Source organism: Paenibacillus sp. 10L310, from assembly GCF_056395745.1.
Genome location: NZ_JBFTKC010000002.1, coordinates 525707 through 546209 on the forward strand (window position 1 = coordinate 525707; position 20503 = coordinate 546209).

Consider the following 20503-nt stretch of genomic DNA (forward strand, 5'->3'; position numbering starts at 1 on the left):
CAACCTGTCACTTCAAGAGTTGAATGTAATTCGGACAGTCGTTCCTTCGCCGTACACAGATTCAAGATCAATCCTATGATTCATCCGTGTTAACACTTCTTTGGCAATATATAGCCCCATGCCTGTGGACTCTTTGAAATGCCGCCCGTTCTCCCCGGTGAAGAAAGGCTGGAATACCCGGTTTAGATCAGACTTCGGAATTCCGATGCCCTGATCCTGCACTTCCAGTATGATGGAGCGTTCGGCTTCATACGCACGTACATAGATCTTTTGCCCGCTGCCCGCGGAGTATTTGATTGCATTGGACAGTAACTGTACCAAGACAAAACGAATCCACTTGGCATCGGATTGCACAACCAGCGCAGAATCGATATGCATCTCTGGATAGACGTGATTGCGAATAAAGAATCGCTTGAGCTCATGGATCGCTTCTTCCCCAGCGGTCTTCAGTATCACAGGTTCGACACTGAAATCCTGTTCGAAGGTATCCAACCGGGCCACATACAGCACAGTCTCCAAGCCTCGCCTCATCTGGTCCGCTTCCTCCCGAATGCTTACGAGCCGAGGATCATCATCTTCCTGACCTTCCACGGTCAACTCAATAACGGATAACGGTGTCTTCATCTGATGGACCCACTGGTTCATGAATGTCAGATATTCTTGCTGCCGTTGTTCCAGCCGATGGAGATGAGCATGGTACTGTCCGTATTGTGAATCCAGCAGCTTTTCCAGCGCCAGTGATAAAGGACTTGTTTCGTTCAATGGTACAAATTCCTTCAGCGAATCCATCGACCGTGACATCCGGGTATAAAAGGAGCGATGTGAATAATAACGATACACCAAATATCCGATGTATAAAAATAATCCCAACGCTACGGCATAAGCAGCCGTGACCCAATCGTTGTAACCGTCATACCAGAACACTGCAACAACGGTGAACAAGATGGCAACAACCCAGCACGTTAAAGCGAGATGTTCTCGTATAAACAATCTCATGATGGTGAAGAGGCCTTCCAGGTATTGTTCAATCGGTAACCCGAACCTCTGACCGTTTCCAGTGCGTCCGTAATACCAAGTTCGGCTAATCGTTTACGCACCCGAGTAACGTTTACGCTGAGTGTATTGTCATCCACAAAAGAGTCATCCCACAGCTTCTCCAAGATTGTCTCTCTGCTCACCAGCTTGGGACTGCGGCGGAGTAACGTTTCCAGCAGAATCGTTTCCTTCTTCGTCAGCTGTACTTTGCGATCACCAAGCTGAATCTCCAGTCTTTCCAAGTACACGACCAAACCGTCCAGTTCCACCTTGCGTTCTTCATCACGAGCAGCATAGTCCCCATATACCCGGCGTAGCTGACTTCGAATTTTTGCTATAACAATCTCATGCTCAAATGGCTTCGTAATATAATCATCCGCCCCGTTCTCCAGTGCCATGACCTGATCCATCTTCCCACTCCGTGCGGAGATAAACAAAATGGGGCATGTAGACAGCGTACGAATCTGGCGGCACCAATAGAAACCATCGTAACTGGGCAAGTTGATATCCAGAAGTACCACATGTGGCTGTACCTGCTCAAACTGTTGCACAATCATCTCAAAATCCTCGACCAGTACGGCCCGGTCCCCGTAGCGTTCAATATGTGATTTTAATAATCCCGCAATCTTGGGATCGTCCTCTATTATCATAATGGTATACATTATTGGATCTCACCTCTGGCAAAATCATAACACAGGATTTATTATCTAGCATCGATTTGCTTACGCCAATCCACAATATCTGCATTCAATTGCTTCAGGTCTCCGGAAGCTTTCTGATCATCGGATAACTTGTATTGTTGCTTCAATGCCAGGATACGATATACACTTTCATCAATTCGGGACTCGGTGATTTTGCCTGACTTTACTGCACTTATTAGCGTATCAAAAATCGTCTTGGCACTCTCATAACTGTGAGCTACCAACAGAATGTCACTTCCTGCTTTAACAGTTGCTAGGGTTGCCTGGTCTAACTTGTAGTTCTTCGCGATTGCACCCATACTCAGGTCATCTGTGATGACGACACCATCATAATTGAACTTCCCGCGCAAATGTTCACCTATAATGACATCCGATAAGGAAGCCGGATGATCCGGGTCCAGCTTCGGGAACAAAATGTGTGCAACCATGACCGCCTCTACCTGCTCCTTCACTGCGGCCTGGAACGGAATCCATTCAAGCTCGGCCAGTTGTTTTTCCGTTTTATTCACGACAGGGAGATCGAGATGGGAGTCCACGGACGTATCACCATGACCCGGAAAATGTTTCACTACCGGAATAATGCCTTCATTACGTAGTCCCTTCATCTCTGCAATCCCCATACGTGACACCAGTTCTGCCGAGCTGCCGAATGAACGATCTCCAATCACCGGGTTCTTCGGGTTACTATTCACATCCAACACAGGAGCAAAGTCCACATTAAAACCCGCAAGCTGAACTTGTCTGGCCAGTAATTCGCCCATCGTTTCAGCAAGCGCGCTATCTTTCGTCTCCCCTACTTTTCTACTGGAAGGAATGGATTCCACCGTCTCCGGCATACGGCTCACTTTGCCGCCCTCCTGATCCACACTCATGAAGATCGGTACCGGGTTGGACTGATTCGCTTCCTTGATGGATTGTACAAAATTGGCTGTTCCCTCGAGTGTCGATACATTGTTGGCATAGAAAATAATGCCCCCTACCTTTTGATCGGTAATCATCTGTTTGGCTTGATCATCCAACGTTGTCCCTTGAACACCGGCCAGTATCATCTGTCCAATCTTCTCTTCTAACGTTAATGAACTAAGTTGCTCCTGCACCGGATCGACTTCTTCTTGCGGTTCCTCTGGTACTTCTTCCTGCGGTGGCGCGGTATTCTGCTCCGGCGATGAGGAAGATTGCCCTGAGTTTGAGCCAGCGTTCGATCCGGTATTCGAGTCCGTCGCGGAGGAAGGTTTCTGTGCTTGGCCGCATGCCGATAAAAGCAGAACGATCCCCAGCAGAAGACACATCATATGCAATGGTTTTCTCCATTTATTGTTCGAGTTGTACCTATAGTTGTGCAAGGATATTCATCCTCCTTATGTAATGTCATCTTGGCAACCCTTGGGTTCAGGCCTAACCTTATCATAAGGTGGTGGATTTTCAAAATGAGCGCTTCTGAGGATTGAATCGTTGTTCAGACACTTAAGCGGTAAAAAAAGTGGTTGCACTGGAACCTGAGATGTGGAACTTAATGGTGTTGTGACTAGGCGCGTGTGCGATGTATGTGGAGAATAAAAAGGAGTAACGGTGCAGAAAACGATTTTCTATTGTGAATTTTTCATATGTTGAAATTATTAGTATAGACAAATCGAAAAGCCGCCCAAAGGCGGCCTATTTGTTCGTTTTTGTTTTACTTTTCGTTGTAAATCGTTGCCGTTCAGTGTTAGTTCACCTTTCACCAAACGTTATTAGGCTTCTATTAATGGAGTGTTTGCAACACTTCCGTTGTAAATGGAATGATTTCGGATATGCGATCTTCACGAACTTTGGCAGGCCATTCGGGATCACTAAGCAGAACACGACCCAAGGCGATCAAGTCAAATTCATTGTTCTCCAACTTCTCATTTAATTGATCCAAATGGGCATCACCTGTTCCCTGGTTCTCGGTTGCTCTGTCTACGAATTCCGCTTCAAGACCTACCGATCCAACTGAAATAGCTGGTTTACCCGTTATTTTTTGCGTCCAACCCGCAAGATTCAGCTCAGATCCTTCGAATTCCGGTAACCAGAACCGGCGTGTAGAGCAATGGAATATATCCACGCCAGCAGCACTAAGCGGGGTCAAGAATTGCTCCAATTGTTCTGGCGTCTCCACCAGACGTGCCTCATAATTCCCCATCTTCCATTGGGAGAACCGGAGCACAATTGGGAAATCAGGACCAACCGCCGCACGACAAGCTTCAATCACTTCAACCGCAAATTGGGTTCGCCGTACCAAATCACCACCATAATTGTCGGTCCGTCGATTCGTCTGCTCCCAGAAGAATTGGTCAATCAGGTATCCATGGGCTCCGTGCAGTTCAATGCCGTCAAACCCGATTCGCTGTGCATCCGCTGCCGCTTGGGCAAATGCCTGTACAAGACCTTGAATCTCCTCTTCCATTAATGGTTCACGTGATGGTTCACCTGCCATGCTAACCCCTGACGGACTTACAGGCTCAGCTTCTGCGTTAGGCAAGTCACCGGAACGACGTGCTGTACCCACATGCCACAATTGTGGCATGATTTTGCCACCCGCTTCATGTACTGCTTTCACTACATTAGCCCATCCTTGCAATGAATCTTCACCATGGAATAATGGAATACTCGCTCCACTAACCGAAGATGGATGATTAATGCCTGTACCTTCCGTTATGATGAGCCCCACTCCACCTGCTGCTCTGCGACGATAGTATTCAGCAACTTCTGGTCCAGGTACGCCCTCTGGTGAGAATCCGCGAGTCATGGGTGCCATAACGATTCGATTAGACAATGTTAGCTTGTCCGAGGTGAAAGGTTTGAATAATGCTGAAGGTACGTTCATAGTACATTGCTCCTTTGCAATTGGAAGTGTGGAACTCCGCATCCACATGAAATGCGACATGCTTTTGTATATTGTAACACGTGTAATCCAGTTGACTGGTTTAGGATTATTTCTCTATCCATTTTATAGTTTCTTAATTTTATTTTCAAATTTTCGAAGTTGGGCGTTCAAACTACTCTTATAGAAAAAAAGAAAGCTACCTTACGGCAGCCTCTGTTTGAACACACTACCACAGCAATCCGTCCTGCGATCTACGATACAACAGGTATTTTCCCGGTCACCAATAATGTGGATGTAGCATAGTATATAATCCATAATCTTCCTTCCAATTTAATTAGCATTCACGGGGATATCACTGCGATTCACTCGAAGCAATTTCCCTGATGAAGTCGATAACACATCCGGATCCGTACCCAGACCAAAGTAGAAGTCACCCTCGTTCTCTTCGAAAGACTTGGCATAAGTGTCCTGATTAAAACGTAAAATCTCATTCCATGTGGTCAGATCCGTTGATTGGTAGACCCGATTGATATACAGATTGGCACTTTGGCGAGTATACGTAAGCACATATACCTTGCCTTCACGCAACAGCACATCGGTTGGGAGCGCCTTGGTATCCGGGAGATTAACTCGCCTTGCCTGATTGATGTCGGTCATGACATTCAAAGATTTGGGCAGCAGCTGCCCATCATTAAACACGCCACCTGCTATATAGAGCAACTTGTTATTGAAGTTAACATTTTTGCCTATTTTATTATAAGGAATCGTGCCCGTTTGATAGGTTATTCCAGGCAGCATTTTGTTACCATAGATGACAACATCCCGTTTCTCAAGATTTTCATTAATCTCCAAAATATTAGTTTTGTCATTCCATATTTTATTGGCAGGATACATCATGCCAGATGCATATAACTTGCCATTAAGATGGAACATGGTATAAGCCCGGAAACCAAACGTATTAATAGTCGCATATTTTTGCCAAGTTTCACCTTCATTATGAGAGATTAGAATGGTTGGTTTGGACTCTGTACCCAGCGCGGCAAACATCTTGCCCTGATAAGATGCCAAATCGTATACGTGTACACCCAGCGGCAGATTGCGATATTTGGTCCACACCTCTCCATCCAGACGATAGAAGTTGCCCAGTTCCCACTGTTCACTATCAGAATCATTGCCAGGAATATATAACTTGTCGTTTAGTACTCTGTAGATATCAATCTGTTCCTCATCCACATACATCTTCGTTGATGGCAAGATGCCCGGGTTGCTGTTCGTCACCGACTGGGTCTTGAATTTTGCATTCGCTGTATCATAATAAATGACTGGAATAGGGCCTGAATTAGGAGCTACGCCCAGATTGCTACTATTTCCGTGGCCCAAATATATCTTGCCGTTGTACAGTTGCATGTCCCAGACGTTATTAGCATATGGTGTTTTGGTAAAAGGTCTGCCTAGCAGTTCGATCTTCGATGTTACATCCGCTGAACTGATCGGTGCATTCGACACCTTGGCAAGCCCACGTTCCGTCGCAGGGGGTTGACTCGTTGAGGTGGTGTTTTTCGGCTTGGAGTTCCCCATAAGCATCCAGCTCATTCCTGCGACAATGGTCAAAATTACGGCTGTCCATTTTGTATGTCTCTGCATGTCCGCTTCCTCCTTCATTTTTTCATCATCATTACCTTCACACCAAGATGATACAATTTGTATCTTTTTATACTATGTAAAACCACCCGCACATGCAACAAATTTCGCCCTATTTATACAAAAAAAGTAGACAATCACATCTGTTGATGTGCTGTCTACTTGTTCTTAATGTCTGTGATTTCTATTCAGCTTTTACCAAAATCTTAACCTGATTTTTCTCTTTCAACAGTGCTTCAAATCCATGCTCTACCACTTCATCCAACGAAATTCGTTTGGTCACCAGCTTGTCAGCCGGGAAGAAACCTTTATCCATCAGACTGATAACAGCCGGGAACACATCGCGATAACCAATAATGCCATTAACTGTACGTTCTTTCATGACAATTGAGTTCGGGTGAATCGGCGCTTCCTGTTCAAAAATACTGACGATCATCAACTCTCCACCAATACGTGTCGAATCGATGGCTTGTTGCAGAACACGTGGAACACCGGTTACTTCATAAGCTACGTTAACGCCACCTTGTGTACGTTGATGGATCTCTTCCACGACATTAAACTGCGTTGGATCAATCACAATGGCACCGAGCTCTTCGGCTTTTGCTTTCCGTTCATCCGATAACTCCACTACATAAATATCCGATGCTCCCGAAGCTTTAAGCGCTTCGATGACCAGTAACCCGATTGGGCCTGCGCCAAACACGGCTGCCGTATCTCCCACTTTCAGCTTGCTTTGGCGCACAGCGTGAAGTGCTACAGCTGAAGGTTCAACCAACGCACCTTGCTCATACGAGATTGAATCCGGAATGGCATGTACCATGTTTTCTGCAGCAGTTACATACTCGGAGAATCCTCCTCCGCCTCCAGCGAGTCCAAGGAAACCCATCTGATCGCACAGATTGTATCTGCCCTGTTTACAAGCTTCGCAGTGTCCACATGCATAGATGGGTTCTACCACAACACGATCGCCCGCCTTGAAACGTGTAACACCTTCCCCTACTTCAACCACCTGTCCTGAGAATTCATGCCCCATAACTATAGGAGCTTGTTCCCCTGTTAACGGATGCGGTGCTTGAGCGGGAATGAAGATTGGACCTGCTGTGTACTCGTGCAAATCACTGCCGCAGATACCGCACCATTCCACTTTTATTTTGACCTTTCCTTCTTCAGGGTGAGGTTCATTAATATTTTCGAGACGTAAATCTTTGACTCCATGCCAACGTAATGCTTTCATTCATTTCATCTCCCAGATCATAATTTGTGATATAATCGGAAACGTTTCCGTAAATTAAATATGTCACATTTTAGATACGCTGTCAAACATATTTCTCCACTAATATGTCTATTTCGTGATCATATCGAGTTCACTTTAGAATGCTTATACTTTAATTCAAGTGATCTTAGCGGTATTACAAACGATGTAATCCTTGTTATTAACATATATTATGGCAAATATTATTGTTGATCCATTGAAATTTAATCAGGCCTGGCCATAAATCTGGCCCTTTCACGGGATAGTTCATTGTTCAAATGTTATAATCAAGTTATATAACTATCGTGAAGTTCATACATATTCCTAATAATTCGGAATCGTTTCCGATAAAGTGAGGTAACCGTACATTGAGGAAAGAACAGAAACTTACGATCAAGGACGTTGCAGAGCGTGCCGGCGTGGGCATCGCTACCGTATCCCGGGCCATTAACAATTCAGAAGGTATCAGCAGTAAAACACGAGATAAAGTGATGCTGGCCATTGAAGAACTGGGGTTTGTACCCAACACCTCGGCACAGAGTCTGAAAATCCGGCAAACGCACCAGATCGCGCTTGTTGTACCCGACATACGTAACGCCATCATTCCGGAAATCTCCTGGTCTGTAGAGCAAACGGCGAAGCAGCATGGGTACCATGTCGTGCAGATCAATACGGCAGGCAATGCCAGAACGGAGCTTGAAACCATTCGTAATGTAAAAAAATTGCATGTGGACGGACTAATCTTCATGCCTCTGGCGTACCCCAAAACGTTACCCGGACTGATTGATAAAGCGCCGCTCCCTATCTCCATGATTAATTACGGCAAAAAACTGGAACCGGGCATGAAAGCGGATATCGTCTCTCTCTCTCAACCTGAAGGAAAATTGGTAATGGAACATCTGTTCAAGATCGGTCGAACTCGAATTGCATATGCGGGAGCACCGAAGGACATTATTGAAGAACGCTTTCGTGCGTATGAGCAAGCCGTAGGCCATGTGGACATTTCTCTCGTCTACTTTGGTGAGGACTTTTCATTGAATACAGGTGCCAATGCTGCAGATTATTTTTACGGACTTACGCATATGCCAGATGCCGTCTATGCCATTAATGATATGGTTGCCATCGGATTGGTTAATCGGTTCAAGGAGTTAGGGGTTCGTGTACCTGAAGATGTGGCTGTTGTGGGTGTGGATAACAATCAATGGACAACCGTCACGTCTCCTCAGATTAGTTCCGTGTCCATTATGGGCGAAGAAGTCGCCAGACTTGCTACTGAGCTGTTGTTAAAACGAATTCGGGAGATGAATACGACCGATTACGAACACATCCAATTTGAACCGCGCTTAATCGTTCGTGAATCAAGCGTCGCCATGATTCATTCCTCCCAGCGAGGACAACACAGTTAAATTTGGTGAGGGGTATGGGCATTAGGATAGAATATATTTTACGGCTATCCCTTTATTTGTCCTGCTACACAGATATACTAAAAAGGTGTTGCTCAGGTCTAACTCTTTCCTGGCAGCACCTTATTTGTCGTTGATTCTATATAACTATAGCAGAGTCATACTCCGCATACGTTCATTCTAAGAAAGCAGTTGTCTGATCGGTGTTCCCTTCAGGAACATCGCTATATTCTCTACGGTATGATTATAATAGATCTCATAATTGCCACGAGTCACATAACCCAGATGCGGTGTGGCCAGAACGTTGGGCAATGTTCGCATCACATGGTTAACGGGTAGCGGTTCCTGCTCATATACATCCAGACCTGCACCAGCAATCACACCACGCTGCAATGCCTCCACCATAGCTTCCTGATCAACAATGCCCGCTCGCGACGTATTGATGAGTAGCGCACTCGATTTCATTAGTTGAAATTCGGCTTGTCCGATCAGATTCCGCGTACGATCACTCAATACCAGATGAATGGATACGATGTCGCTCTGTGCAAGCAATTGCTCCTTGGTCTCGGACCAGATGACACCATGTTTTTCGGCTTTCTCTTGTGTCAGATTCTCGCTCCAGGCCATCACATTCATGCCAAATGCTTGTGCGATCTCAGCCATGCGAGTACCTATCTTGCCCAAACCAAGCAATCCAAGTGTTCTCCCATGCAGATCCAATCCTACTGTGCTCTGCCAGTTTCGATTAGAGCGAAGTGCATTATTTTCTGTAACCAGTTGTCTGGACAGCCCCAGAATCAGTGCCCATGTAAGCTCCGTCGGCGGATTAGAGCTTCCCTCAGTTCCACACACAATGATCCCGTTCTGCTCTGCAGCCTTGAGATCTATCGACGCGTTGCGCATACCACTTGTAATCAGAAGTTTTAGCTTAGGGAGCTGCGAAATGACCTTCTCTGGAAACGGTGTACGTTCCCGCATCAGGACTACAATATCAAAATCCTGCAATTCCTGAATGACTTTTTCTTCCGAGCCCATATAGTTGTTGAATGTCTGAATCTCCACCTGATCCATCAACGGCCCCCAGTCCGCCGACGTCAGCGCAACGTTCTGATAATCATCCAAAACGGCACAACGCAACTTCGTATTCATTTCTGATCTCCTCCTATATCTGCTCAATTCTTGTATATATTGTAGCAACTCCGCATCACTTTAAACAGAATAAATCCCTATTACTGCAGCAAAGACAGCGTAACCTGGATGCTCTGCACTACAAATAAGCGGTCTGGTCCTGATTTCATCAGTACAGTCAGTCCAATCATGGATACTACCAGGGACTGTGCGACCGCACTCGCGTTCATGTCAGTAGACAACTCCCCGCTCTGTTGCCCTCGTTCTATCGTTTCTTTGAAAAGAACACCCAGGTACATCTGATGCTCCCGTGTAAGGATAGCGAATTTGGGATCATGTGGAGCCAGCTCAACCATCGTATTAATGCAAAAACAGCCGTGACTAGGCTCGGTCACAATCCCCTCTGCTCCAATATGTTCAAACAATCCACGAAAGGCTTCCCGCACGGAGGAGCCCTGTTGAAGTCTGGCTCTGACTTGAGCCGCGTGCTGAGTGGTATACCTGCGAAGTGCTGTTTCGAATAATTCCTTTTTATCGCCAAAAGCCGCGTACAGACTGGGACGTTGTATGCCCATTGCGGTCGTCAAGTCATTTAAAGATGCCGCTTCGAACCCTTTGTCCCAAAACGTATGCATCGCTGCATCAAGTGCTTTATCCGTATCGAATTCCCGTTGTCTAACCATACAATTCACCTCTTTATGTATCGATCAGTATGTTTATATATTTTAACCTCATAACAATGGATAAGTCAAAGATCACTCATTTAAAATTATTAAAATTAAGTAAACTCCTCCATAAAGCGTTTTTAACCAAATTGAAAATCTCAGCCATTTCTCTGTTGACAGAATTCACGCAAATAAAGTATGGTTATCCCGAAACATAACATACCAATCAGTACAGAATAGAAAGGTGACATCCATTTATGCAAACTTCTTCTCCAGATGCACAATTATCCAATAAGGATCGTCCTGCCATGTCACGGTTAGTTGCTCTTCTTTTTGCCGTGTGCAGCGGACTTGCGGTCGCCAATATCTATTATGCTCAGCCTTTGCTGGACTCCATTGCTCATGAGTTTGGCCTCTCTCCATCATCCATAGGGATTGTCATCACAGTGACTCAAATATGTTATGCCTTGGGGCTGTTCCTTCTTGTTCCCCTTGGTGACCTCTTAAATCGTCGCAAGCTGATCATCATTCAAATGCTCTTATCCGTGCTTGCACTGGTTCTCGTAGGAACCGCACAATCCAGCTCACTTTTATTCACGGGCATGGCTGTCGTAGGTCTACTCGCGGTCATTACGCAAACGCTCGTTGCCTTTGCTGCACACTTGGCAGCCCCTTCCGAACGTGGTCGCATTGTCGGGTTGGTAACCAGCGGGATCGTCATTGGCATTCTACTTGCACGAACGGTTGCAGGTACGCTGAACGATTGGTTCGGGTGGAGATCGGTATATCTCTTCTCCGCCAGCCTTACATTACTCGGAATTGTCGCCTTATTTTTTGTTCTCCCAAGGCAACAATCCCCACAAGTAAAACAAAGCTACTTCCAATTACTCGGTTCCGTCTTGCAACTGTACCGTGAGTTGCGTGTGTTAAGAGTACGAGGTGTGCTGGCCATGCTGATTTTTACAGCCTTCAGCATCTTATGGACTTCCATGGTTCTGCCACTAAGTAGCCCTCCACTGTCCCTGTCTCATACAGTCATAGGTGCATTCGGTCTCGCAGGAGCGGCGGGAGCATTGGCTGCTGCCCGTGCAGGTAAACTTGCCGACCGGGGCCTTGGGCAGAAAACAACCGGTGTCGCTCTTGTCATTCTGCTCTTGTCCTGGCTACCCATCGGTTATGTCCATCATTCTCTCTGGTTTCTGATCCTGGGTGTTATCCTGCTCGATCTCGCCGTGCAGGCCGTACATGTTACCAACCAGAGCCTGATCTACGAAGTTCGTCCCGAAGCGCAGAGCCGCCTGACGGCAGCTTATATGATCTTTTATTCCATCGGCAGTGCAACCGGCTCCATCGTTTCTACCCAAGTGTATGCATGGGCGGGCTGGACAGCCGTTTGCTGGTTAGGTGCTGGCGTTAGTGCAACAGCCCTTGTATTCTGGATGATCGATCGTTATATGCATCGGAATCTCGATCGTTGAATTAGTCCAGTTTATTCCACACCACAATAAAGAGGGTTGCCAACGGACCAAATAACAGGGAAATCAGAAACCAGTTCCGACCACTTCTGTTTTTTCCCTGAGCCAGTCCGGCATTAATCAAGGCAAGTGTGCCCCAACCTACAAAATATTCATTTTCCATCAAATGTCTTCTCTCCTCTATCCATTCAATTCTGGCTACTGCTCAAGCATATCTTTGAGCTTACGATTACGATCCTCTAGAAATGCCTGCATGTATCTCTTCAGCACAAGTCGCTCCGTTGCCCATCCCAGCAATCCAAGTGGAGCTTCGAATCGAAGTGTGTCTCTCATGCAAGTTATCTGATCCCCAATTACGCTGAAATGATGTTCATGTCGCATGCTCTTGAAAGCCCCTTTCTCCATCTGATCCACAAAGAGGAAAGGTCGTTCAAACTGCACAATTCGGGACTTCAACTTCTGCCTGACTCCAAAATGAGTAGCCCGAAATGTAACGGTATCCCCTGCTCCAATTCTTCCTGTGGTTACTCCTGCAACTGCTCGCTCTCTTGTATGTTGCCAGACGGTCTGAGTATGTACATCAATATCCCCGGCATAGTCAAAGCATCGTTCAATCGAGGCATGTATCGTAATCTCGGTTGTCACTTCAATCATAGCGATCGCTCCTTGGCAGGAAAATAAGGTCTTTGCAAAGTATACGCTTGCTTCCTTGGTCGAACAACACATCTAGGATGATATAACAAAAAAACGGGTCCCCTGTCTTCTTACAGGAGGCCCGTTCTCAATATAAGTAAGGAATACAGATCATATTTAGATTAAATAAGCAATTCATCAATGGCAAGCGTACGCTCTTTGGAGAGATCGCGATATTCTTCAGACTCCACTTTGATGAGTGGTTTGAAAATATCGGACGTATTGTTCATGACAATAACACCTTTTTCTCCATTGCTGAGCAGTACCTGTTTCCCGATGAAATTAGGAAGCAAATGTTGCATCAATGCCTGAACCGGTTTTTCATTCAGTTTACCAAATCCCATTCCATAGATATCTCTAAGGTTGTTGATCAGGTTTGGATTGCTTCCTCCGTGGTTCCCGGATCTCATGCCTATATAGATATCCGCTACAGATACAATCTGTGTATATGGATGAATTTCACTTTTCTCAAGTTGCATCGGATAACCCGACCCATCTTCCCGCTCGTGATGTTGCAGAGCAACCAGTGCTGTCGCTTCATCCGTCATCGAATTTTTGATAATTTCATGGCCATATATGGTGTGACGCCGCATTTCAAGCTGCTCATCCGCCGTCAATGGTTCTGTTTTGTTCCGAATCCGGTGGGAAACTTTGCACTTTCCAATGTCATGCAGATAACCACCGCGACTAATCTGATAACTCTCCTTCTGAGAATATCCAAGCCAATTCGCGAGGTAGAATGACAACAATCCTACCTGGATTGAATGTGTATAGTTATTGACGTCATCCCGCTCCAGCATCATCAGGAGATGAACGACATCTTTCTGCTCATCCAGTCCTTCAACCATCGGTTGCAGTGCATCATCCACCATGGTGGCGTTGAACTTGCCAACGGTCAGAGCTTCGAGAAAAGCATTTTGATAATTATGTACAGTCTGAATAAATTGGGACTTCAGCTCTTCTTCAGGCGGTTCTTCCTTCGTAGTTATCCCCGAAGCATGCTTTGCGGCTGCTGCAAAAAATTCTGCTTCAGTGATTTCCTCTTCGCGTGATTCAATATCTACATAATCTACACGGTGCTGCATAAGCAAGGTGATATCCTCACCTTTGATCACAGTTCCCTTCCCGAGAACGTGTAATCCTGCATCGCTGAATGTATCCGCAGTTAGACGGTCTCCGTCTTGCAGGTTCATAATATGGATTCTCAAATCGGTATTCCCCCTGAACAATTCATTATAGTAACAGCACCCAACGGAACGGGGCCACAAAAATACCTATACTTCTTTATATCGTTATAATTCTTCATTTCATACATAGTTCAAACGACCTTAATCACAATGGTAAATACGAACGCCTAAGACTTTATCCTCACTCCAACATCCAAATTAGTCCCGGTTTTAAACTTTTACACACTTTTGTGCCTCATTGCCGTATCAGAGTAAGCCAAAGAAGTTCAAACGCTCCGTTTGAACTTCTTCAAGACATCTCAAATTAGATTTTGATCGAACCCAGACTAGCACCTTTAACAAAAAATCGTTCAATGCTCTTCTCGACCGAAGCATCGGGAATCAGCGGTGGTGCCTGATGGGGTTTGGTACGCGCATCAATAATAACCTGATCACAGCCCCAATGCTTGTGATCATATCCGTTATTAACCCCATACATATCATGTGAAGGGTTGCTTCGAGTAAAGGTTGCCCATAAGAAGTTGCTGAGGTTAGCACTCAGGAACGAACTGTCGTCACATAGAATGATCATCGGACACGAGTCCAGACCTCCCTGTTCTTTCAATAGAGACGTGAATGCTTGCATCTCCTGTGCTGTATCCGCATAACTCGTAAAGGCCGATGTCTGGATCGAAACGATACCCGGCATGATGAGCTGTGGATTCTCATAACCACGAATGTTTTTCAAAGACTCTGGCACTTCCGAACACAGCTCCCGAATCTTGTCGCCATACGCTGCAAAAACGACCTTGCTTCCGCTGTTCAGTCCTGTACCCGAATAATCGAGTGTATCAATCGTTGTATGGGTATGGAAATGAATATCCCGCTGCATATCCATACGCTCCAAGATATAGGTCAGGAATTCAACTTCCTTGTGGGTATCCAGAGGTTGCTGATCCTCAGCAGTAATAAACAGGTACTTCGCAAGACTGAGCTGACCCGTACCCAAAATACGATTGGCAATCGTAAGCAACTCTGTCGGCTGCTTCACCGCCTGATACGGCGTGTAACGTTCACTGCCGATGGCAAACAGTAATGGATGGACCCCTGCCGCATCGACCGCATGCACTTCTTTGACACCTGGAATCTCCTGTTTGATCGCGTCTCCAGTAATCTCATGAATCAAATCACCAAACGCCGTATCCTCTTGCGGTGGACGACCAACAACCGTAAACGGCCAGATGGCATTAGGTTTGGCATAGACTTTATGCACACGCATTAACGGGAATTCATGTGTCAGACTGTAATAACCCAGATGATCACCAAACGGACCTTCGGGCTTTGTCTCGCCTGGATAGATATCACCTGTGATGACAAAATCGGCATCATTACTGATGCAATATCCGTCCTTGTAACTGTACCGGAAGCGACGTCCAGCGAGCAGGCCAGCAAATGTCATCTCACTAAGTCCTTCAGGCAAAGGCATAACCGCTGAAAGTGTATGTGCAGGTGGACCCCCAATGAAAATACTCACTTTCAGTGGTTCTCCCTTTTTGACAGCTTTGGCTTGATGTATACCAATTCCGCGATGAATCTGATAGTGTAACCCTATTTCCTTGTTCATTTCAAAATCATTGCCATCCAGTTGAACCCGGTACATCCCCAAGTTTGAATTCATGATTCCTGGTTTGTCCGGATCTTCCGAATAAACCTGTGGTAACGTCACAAATGCCCCACCGTCCATAGGCCAGTGTTTGATGAGTGGCAAGTCCGAGATTTGAATCTCTTGCGCGGACACCGGCAGGCTTATAGATTTCTGTTTTGGCAGCGCCTGCCACGCAGCAAGACCTGTACGGACATGCTGAAATGGCGTCTTAAGCGCCTTCATGGGATCGTCACGAACAGCCATGACCCGTTGTACGCCTTCCAGCGTACCGCGGAACATGAACTTGCTTCGTTCCACCGTGCCGAACAGATTGGATACGGCCTGGAACTTTGAGCCTTTTACATTTTCGAATAACAACGCCGGACCTTTAGCCTCGTGCACTTTCATGTGGATCGCTGCCATCTCAAGATGAGGATCAACCTCTTCTTTGACCCGAATCAAATGACCGTGCTGCTCCAGATCGTTAATACAATCTTCCATATTGCGATATTTCATTGGATGGCTCCATTCTCTGTATGATAAATTGATTAAGTTCATAGATTCACATAACGTCTCTTCTATTTTATCAAATGATCCACTGCTAAACAAAACTATATGTGAAATTTTGTCGCAAATACAGATATCAAAAAAAAAGCAATCTGGCAGCAATCTGAATCCTGAACGCACAGGGACCGATTGTTTCCATATTGCTCTCTCTGTTCTGGCTTGCCTTAAGGTGTAATGGTCGATCTGGGGATCGTGACAATAAACTGTGTGCCTTTACCCATTTCGCTCTCTACATCAATTGTACATTGATGCAATTTCAAGATTTTAATGACAATGGACAACCCTAATCCATTCCCTCGAAGCGAGCTGCTTCGCGCTTTGTCCACCATGTAGAATCGATCAAAGATATACGGGAGAGCTTCCTCAGGTATTCCTTGTCCAGAATCTCTAATCAATACCTTCACAAATGAAGATGACGTCTCAATTTCGACATGAATGATACCCTGTGGACCGGTGTATTTGATCGCATTGTTTATTAAATTTTGCCAGACCTGATCAAACAAATCTTTGTCCACTGTGATCTCGCAGGGCAACAAATCCAATTCGATCTGTATGTCCTTCTGAGCCCACTGCGGCTCTGCCAGTAAGATCGCCCTTCTTAATTGTTCATCTACCTGGAATGTGGTGAAATGAACCGGATGATGCTCTGAATCCAGCGAGGCTAGCCGAAGCAGATTATCACTGAGCCTCGATAAGCGCAGCGTTTCTTCATATATAATATCCAAATGCTCTTTCTGCTCTTCTAATGGAATAACACCATCTTGTAGTGCTCTGGTGAATCCTCTAATTGATGTGAGCGGAGATTGCATTTCATGAGAGACGTTGCTGACAAAGTCATCACGAACCGAATCGATTTTTTGCAACTCACTGGCCATATGATTAAAGCTCTCCATCAGTTCGCCAAACTCATCCTGATTATTATGTTTCAAGCGGACCGACAGGTCACCTGATGACATCTCCTTCGCCGCAACCGTTAATCTCTTAATCGGTTTCACAATATACCCGGACATGAACAGGATTAATAAGCTGCCAATGACCAGAACCGTTAACAGTGAGGTTAAGAGTGTGTTTCGCAGTGTATGAAAAAGAGAGGAGAAATCGCTTTGAATCAGAAATGTGCCGATCCCCTCGTTTGTTCCGGGAACACCTATGGTCGCGATTCCATCTTTACTGGACAGAAAAATGGCATCCGTTGTACCCGCCTCGAATAACGAATGCACTTTGTCCTCTGGCAAGGAAGATAACACTTCACTTTGTTCATTCACGGGAGTGATATTTAAGCCGTAGCGAGCAAAAATATCCAAGCTTGATTTCACTTTTTCCGGATCATCAATCAGGTTAATCAGTGTAGCGAGATCTTGAGCAAAAGTAACCATAAAACGATTCGGTGTCTTTTCCTGGGACCCGTTATTTATCATAAAGGAGAGAATTAAACTCACCAGAACAATCCCGATAAACGTAGCTACGATGCGAAGTCGCAGGCTTTTCCTAAACATTTTCATGCCCGCTCCAGCCGATAACCGAGTCCTCTTATCGTTGAGATCACTAACTCAGGAACATGTTCAAGACGTTCTCTTAACCGTTTGATATGTACATCAACTGTACGCTCATCTCCTTCGTAATCGATGCCCCATATGTCATCTATAAGCTGTGTGCGTGTGAATATTTTCCCTGGCGAACTCGCCAGAGAAAATAACAATTCACATTCCTTCTTTTTCAATTCGATAGATTGTCCATCCGCGATGACCATCAGGTTGCCCAAATCAATCGTAACACCGCTGATCTGAATCATGTTTGATGCACTTTTGTTATATCGTTTCAGTAACGATTTTACACGCAAGATTAACTCCACAGGATCAAATGGTTTAACCAGGTAATCGTCTGATCCTGCATTAAATCCTCTGACTTTGTCCTTGGATTCTCCCTTGGCAGTCACCATCAGGATGGGAATATCCAGATAAGACCGAATATCTTCCGTCAGTTCAATGCCGTCTATTCGCGGCATCATCACATCCACAATCGCCAGATCAACTTTTGTATGCGAGAAGATATCTAACGCTTCTTGACCGTCTGGTGCTTCCAGCACGGAAAATTGATTCTTTTCAAGATAGATTCGGATCAATTTGCGGATATGGGAATCATCGTCCACCACCAGAATTGTGTTCATGTAGCCATTATCCTTTCCAAAATTGATATTTATTCGTATCGTAAGGATTCCATCGGGTCCAGCTTCGCTGCTTTTGATGATGGCATCAAACCGGCAACGATACTAATCGTTGTACTTACCACGATCCCAAACAAGATATAATATCCCGAGAGATTAATGAGTTTAGCTCCAAACGCATTGTCCAAAAGAATGTTTAATACATAACTAATGATCACTGCAAAGATTACCGCAATAATACCACTAAATACGCCTAATAAGGCAGATTCGGAGAAGAATATTCGCTTGATATCTTTCTTTCTTGCTCCAATCGCTCGGAGAATTCCGATCTCCTTTGTCCGTTCCACGACACTAATATAGAGTACTACCAGTATCATAATACCGGATACGATCAACGAAATACCTGCAATACCCGCAAGTACAATGGAAGCCATACTTACATATGTGGTGATATTCTCCATGACCTTGGCCATTTGGGAGCCTGCGAAACCAGCGTCTACAGCAGCTTCATTGATATCATTTACATATTTCATATCGGTTGCATAGGCGTTAACTTGAATTGGCCCAATCGTTATTCCTTCGTCCGCATACATTTGCTCCAGCGTCTCTGATGAAATGTACCCCGGGGATTGTTGCATTGGAGATTGCGGATCTGCCGCTTCGTAGATCCCTGAGATTGTTACTTCTTTCTCCAAAGTCACTGGTTTATTATTACTATCCATCTCATTGATATATAAAAACACGGACTTGCCGATCATGGTTTCAGCTTGATCATCTCTGCTTAATTGTTTCGCTGTATCGAGAGGTAACAGCATCTGATTTTCTACCGGCAGAACACCAGTTGTCATCAGTGCTGGATCAAAAGCATCCGTTAACGTTGTTAACTGTGTGAGTCCTACACTTTGTTTTTCATTCACCATAGTCGATTGGCCTGTAATGGTCGTAATTGTCTCTACATGATCCACATTAGGAAAATTGCGAATCGTCTCAACATCAGCTTCGGTGAACGGTTCACCTGTTGCCATCAAGGCCTCGGGACCTTGCATATCCTTGGCTTCTTCACTCGGCTTTGTTATATCCACAAGCAAAGGGTCCATACTTGAATTGATTTCGTCATTCATATACGTCGTTATACCATTCCCCAAGGAGAGCATCAGCAGTACACTTAATATACCTATAGATCCACCCAAAGCGACCAGTACATTACGCTTGCCGTTGAGTTTCATATTTTTAAGTGCCATCTTGAATGAAGCAAGCAAGCTCAGGCTTCGGGAAGAATCCTGACCACTCTCGTAAACAGCCGTAGAAGGATCTTTCAGGTGAATATCGTCACTAATACGCCCCTCTTCAACCTTCACAATCCGTGTACCGGAGTCAGCGACTTTCTGCGAGTGAGTTACGGCAATCACCAGCATTCCCTTTTTGGCTATACTGTCGAGCAAAGCGAGGATTTGATCTCCGTTTTCCCTATCCAGAGCACCCGTCGGTTCATCTGCAAGAATAATATCCGGATTGTTGGATAACGCCCGTGCGATGGAAACGCGTTGCTTCTGACCGCCAGATAACTGGTTGGGACGTTTGTTCAGATGATCCTTCAGTCCCACCTCTGTCAATATATCAACAGCACGTTGGTTGCGATCCTTCTCATTGGTATCCGTCATTTGCATCGCAATCGTTACATTTTCGAGGACAGACAGATGCGGGATCAGATTGAAATTTTGAAAGACAAAGCCGATATTATTCTTCCGATAATCATCCATTTCCTTCTCTGTCATGGCACTTAAGTTCTTGCCACGAACAACGACGTCCCCTTCATAATCGGAGTCCATGCCACCAATGATATTCATCAGTGTCGACTTACCACAGCCAGATTCGCCGAGGATGGAGACAAATTCCCCTGTCTCAAAACTTAAGTTCAAACCGTGGAGTACCGGAACTCTTTCTTTTCCATATAAGGTGTATGATTTCTTCACATTTTTAACTTCTAGTATTTTCATATGGATCTCTTCCTCTCCTGATCATGCACGATATCTATCTATTTGATGTTCATATCGTAACAAATCAGTATGAACTGATAATGAACTGGACCATTGCACCTATAAGAGGTTGTTCGAAAGAACTAT

17 protein-coding genes are annotated in these 20503 nt (G+C 45.2%); 2 read left to right on the plus strand and 15 right to left on the minus strand.

What is annotated here, in order from left to right; translation table 11 throughout:
- Nucleotides 1-12: 12 nt before the first annotated feature.
- The 6 genes from AC1DE7_RS07775 to AC1DE7_RS07800 all read right to left on the minus strand — a co-directional run bounded on the left by AC1DE7_RS07775 (nucleotide 13) and on the right by AC1DE7_RS07800 (nucleotide 7456).
- Nucleotides 13-996, minus strand: a complete 984-nt coding sequence (locus AC1DE7_RS07775) for a sensor histidine kinase (RefSeq protein WP_127546982.1) — start codon at nucleotides 994-996, stop codon at nucleotides 13-15.
- Nucleotides 993-1697 carry a response regulator transcription factor gene (locus AC1DE7_RS07780; protein ID WP_047842720.1) on the minus strand — a complete coding sequence of 235 codons (705 nt, stop codon included), beginning with the start codon at nucleotides 1695-1697 and terminating at the stop codon, nucleotides 993-995. Before AC1DE7_RS07780 ends, AC1DE7_RS07775 begins: the two co-directional genes overlap by 4 nt.
- 41 nt (nucleotides 1698-1738) lie before the next feature.
- The gene (gene nagZ, locus AC1DE7_RS07785) at nucleotides 1739-3079 is read right to left on the minus strand and encodes a beta-N-acetylhexosaminidase (protein ID WP_339187823.1); all 1341 of its coding nucleotides are present in this window, start codon (nucleotides 3077-3079) and stop codon (nucleotides 1739-1741) included.
- Nucleotides 3080-3477: 398 nt separating this feature from the next.
- Nucleotides 3478-4581, minus strand: a complete 1104-nt coding sequence (locus AC1DE7_RS07790; RefSeq protein WP_339187825.1) for an NADH:flavin oxidoreductase — start codon at nucleotides 4579-4581, stop codon at nucleotides 3478-3480.
- Nucleotides 4582-4911: 330 nt separating this feature from the next.
- Nucleotides 4912-6225 carry a hypothetical protein gene (locus AC1DE7_RS07795; RefSeq protein ID WP_315373369.1) on the minus strand — a complete coding sequence of 438 codons (1314 nt, stop codon included), beginning with the start codon at nucleotides 6223-6225 and terminating at the stop codon, nucleotides 4912-4914.
- A 181-nt stretch (nucleotides 6226-6406) separates the two neighbouring features.
- A complete protein-coding gene (locus AC1DE7_RS07800) occupies nucleotides 6407-7456 on the minus strand; it encodes a 2,3-butanediol dehydrogenase (protein WP_074094829.1) in 1050 nt (349 codons plus the stop codon).
- Between the two features lie 386 nt (nucleotides 7457-7842).
- On the opposite strand from AC1DE7_RS07800, the gene AC1DE7_RS07805 reads away from it, so the two are divergent.
- Complete coding sequence (locus AC1DE7_RS07805; protein ID WP_477534081.1) at nucleotides 7843-8880, plus strand: LacI family DNA-binding transcriptional regulator; 1038 nt, start codon at nucleotides 7843-7845, stop codon at nucleotides 8878-8880.
- Between the two features lie 177 nt (nucleotides 8881-9057).
- On the opposite strand, the gene AC1DE7_RS07810 is transcribed toward AC1DE7_RS07805, so the two are convergent.
- Nucleotides 9058-10026: a D-2-hydroxyacid dehydrogenase family protein gene (locus AC1DE7_RS07810; protein ID WP_405159187.1), complete on the minus strand. Its 969-nt coding sequence runs from the start codon at nucleotides 10024-10026 to the stop codon at nucleotides 9058-9060.
- An 80-nt stretch (nucleotides 10027-10106) separates the two neighbouring features.
- Nucleotides 10107-10688: a TetR/AcrR family transcriptional regulator gene (locus tag AC1DE7_RS07815; protein ID WP_477534082.1), complete on the minus strand. Its 582-nt coding sequence runs from the start codon at nucleotides 10686-10688 to the stop codon at nucleotides 10107-10109.
- A gap of 239 nt (nucleotides 10689-10927) precedes the next feature.
- Between AC1DE7_RS07815 and AC1DE7_RS07820 the strand changes: the two genes are divergently transcribed.
- Nucleotides 10928-12148, plus strand: a complete 1221-nt coding sequence (locus AC1DE7_RS07820; protein ID WP_477534083.1) for an MFS transporter — start codon at nucleotides 10928-10930, stop codon at nucleotides 12146-12148.
- A 1-nt stretch (nucleotide 12149) separates the two neighbouring features.
- On the opposite strand, the gene AC1DE7_RS07825 is transcribed toward AC1DE7_RS07820, so the two are convergent.
- From AC1DE7_RS07825 to AC1DE7_RS07855, 7 genes are all read right to left on the minus strand, one after another.
- Nucleotides 12150-12311, minus strand: a complete 162-nt coding sequence (locus tag AC1DE7_RS07825) for a hypothetical protein (protein ID WP_157258459.1) — start codon at nucleotides 12309-12311, stop codon at nucleotides 12150-12152.
- A 32-nt stretch (nucleotides 12312-12343) separates the two neighbouring features.
- Entirely contained in the window at nucleotides 12344-12799 is a 456-nt protein-coding gene (locus AC1DE7_RS07830; protein ID WP_477534084.1) for an SRPBCC family protein, read from the minus strand.
- A 161-nt stretch (nucleotides 12800-12960) separates the two neighbouring features.
- Nucleotides 12961-14046, minus strand: a complete 1086-nt coding sequence (locus tag AC1DE7_RS07835; protein WP_036608620.1) for an HD-GYP domain-containing protein — start codon at nucleotides 14044-14046, stop codon at nucleotides 12961-12963.
- Between the two features lie 283 nt (nucleotides 14047-14329).
- Nucleotides 14330-16165, minus strand: coding sequence for a UbiD family decarboxylase (locus AC1DE7_RS07840; RefSeq protein ID WP_477534085.1), 1836 nt, complete (start codon nucleotides 16163-16165; stop codon nucleotides 14330-14332).
- Between the two features lie 215 nt (nucleotides 16166-16380).
- Nucleotides 16381-17718 (minus strand): sensor histidine kinase, encoded by a 1338-nt coding sequence (locus AC1DE7_RS07845; RefSeq protein WP_477534086.1) that lies wholly within the window; start codon nucleotides 17716-17718, stop codon nucleotides 16381-16383.
- Nucleotides 17715-18383: a response regulator transcription factor gene (locus AC1DE7_RS07850; protein WP_477534087.1), complete on the minus strand. Its 669-nt coding sequence runs from the start codon at nucleotides 18381-18383 to the stop codon at nucleotides 17715-17717. The genes AC1DE7_RS07845 and AC1DE7_RS07850 overlap by 4 nt, the downstream gene beginning before the upstream one ends.
- A 29-nt stretch (nucleotides 18384-18412) precedes the next feature.
- A complete protein-coding gene (locus AC1DE7_RS07855; protein ID WP_477534088.1) occupies nucleotides 18413-20353 on the minus strand; it encodes an ABC transporter ATP-binding protein/permease in 1941 nt (646 codons plus the stop codon).
- Nucleotides 20354-20503: the final 150 nt, after the last annotated feature.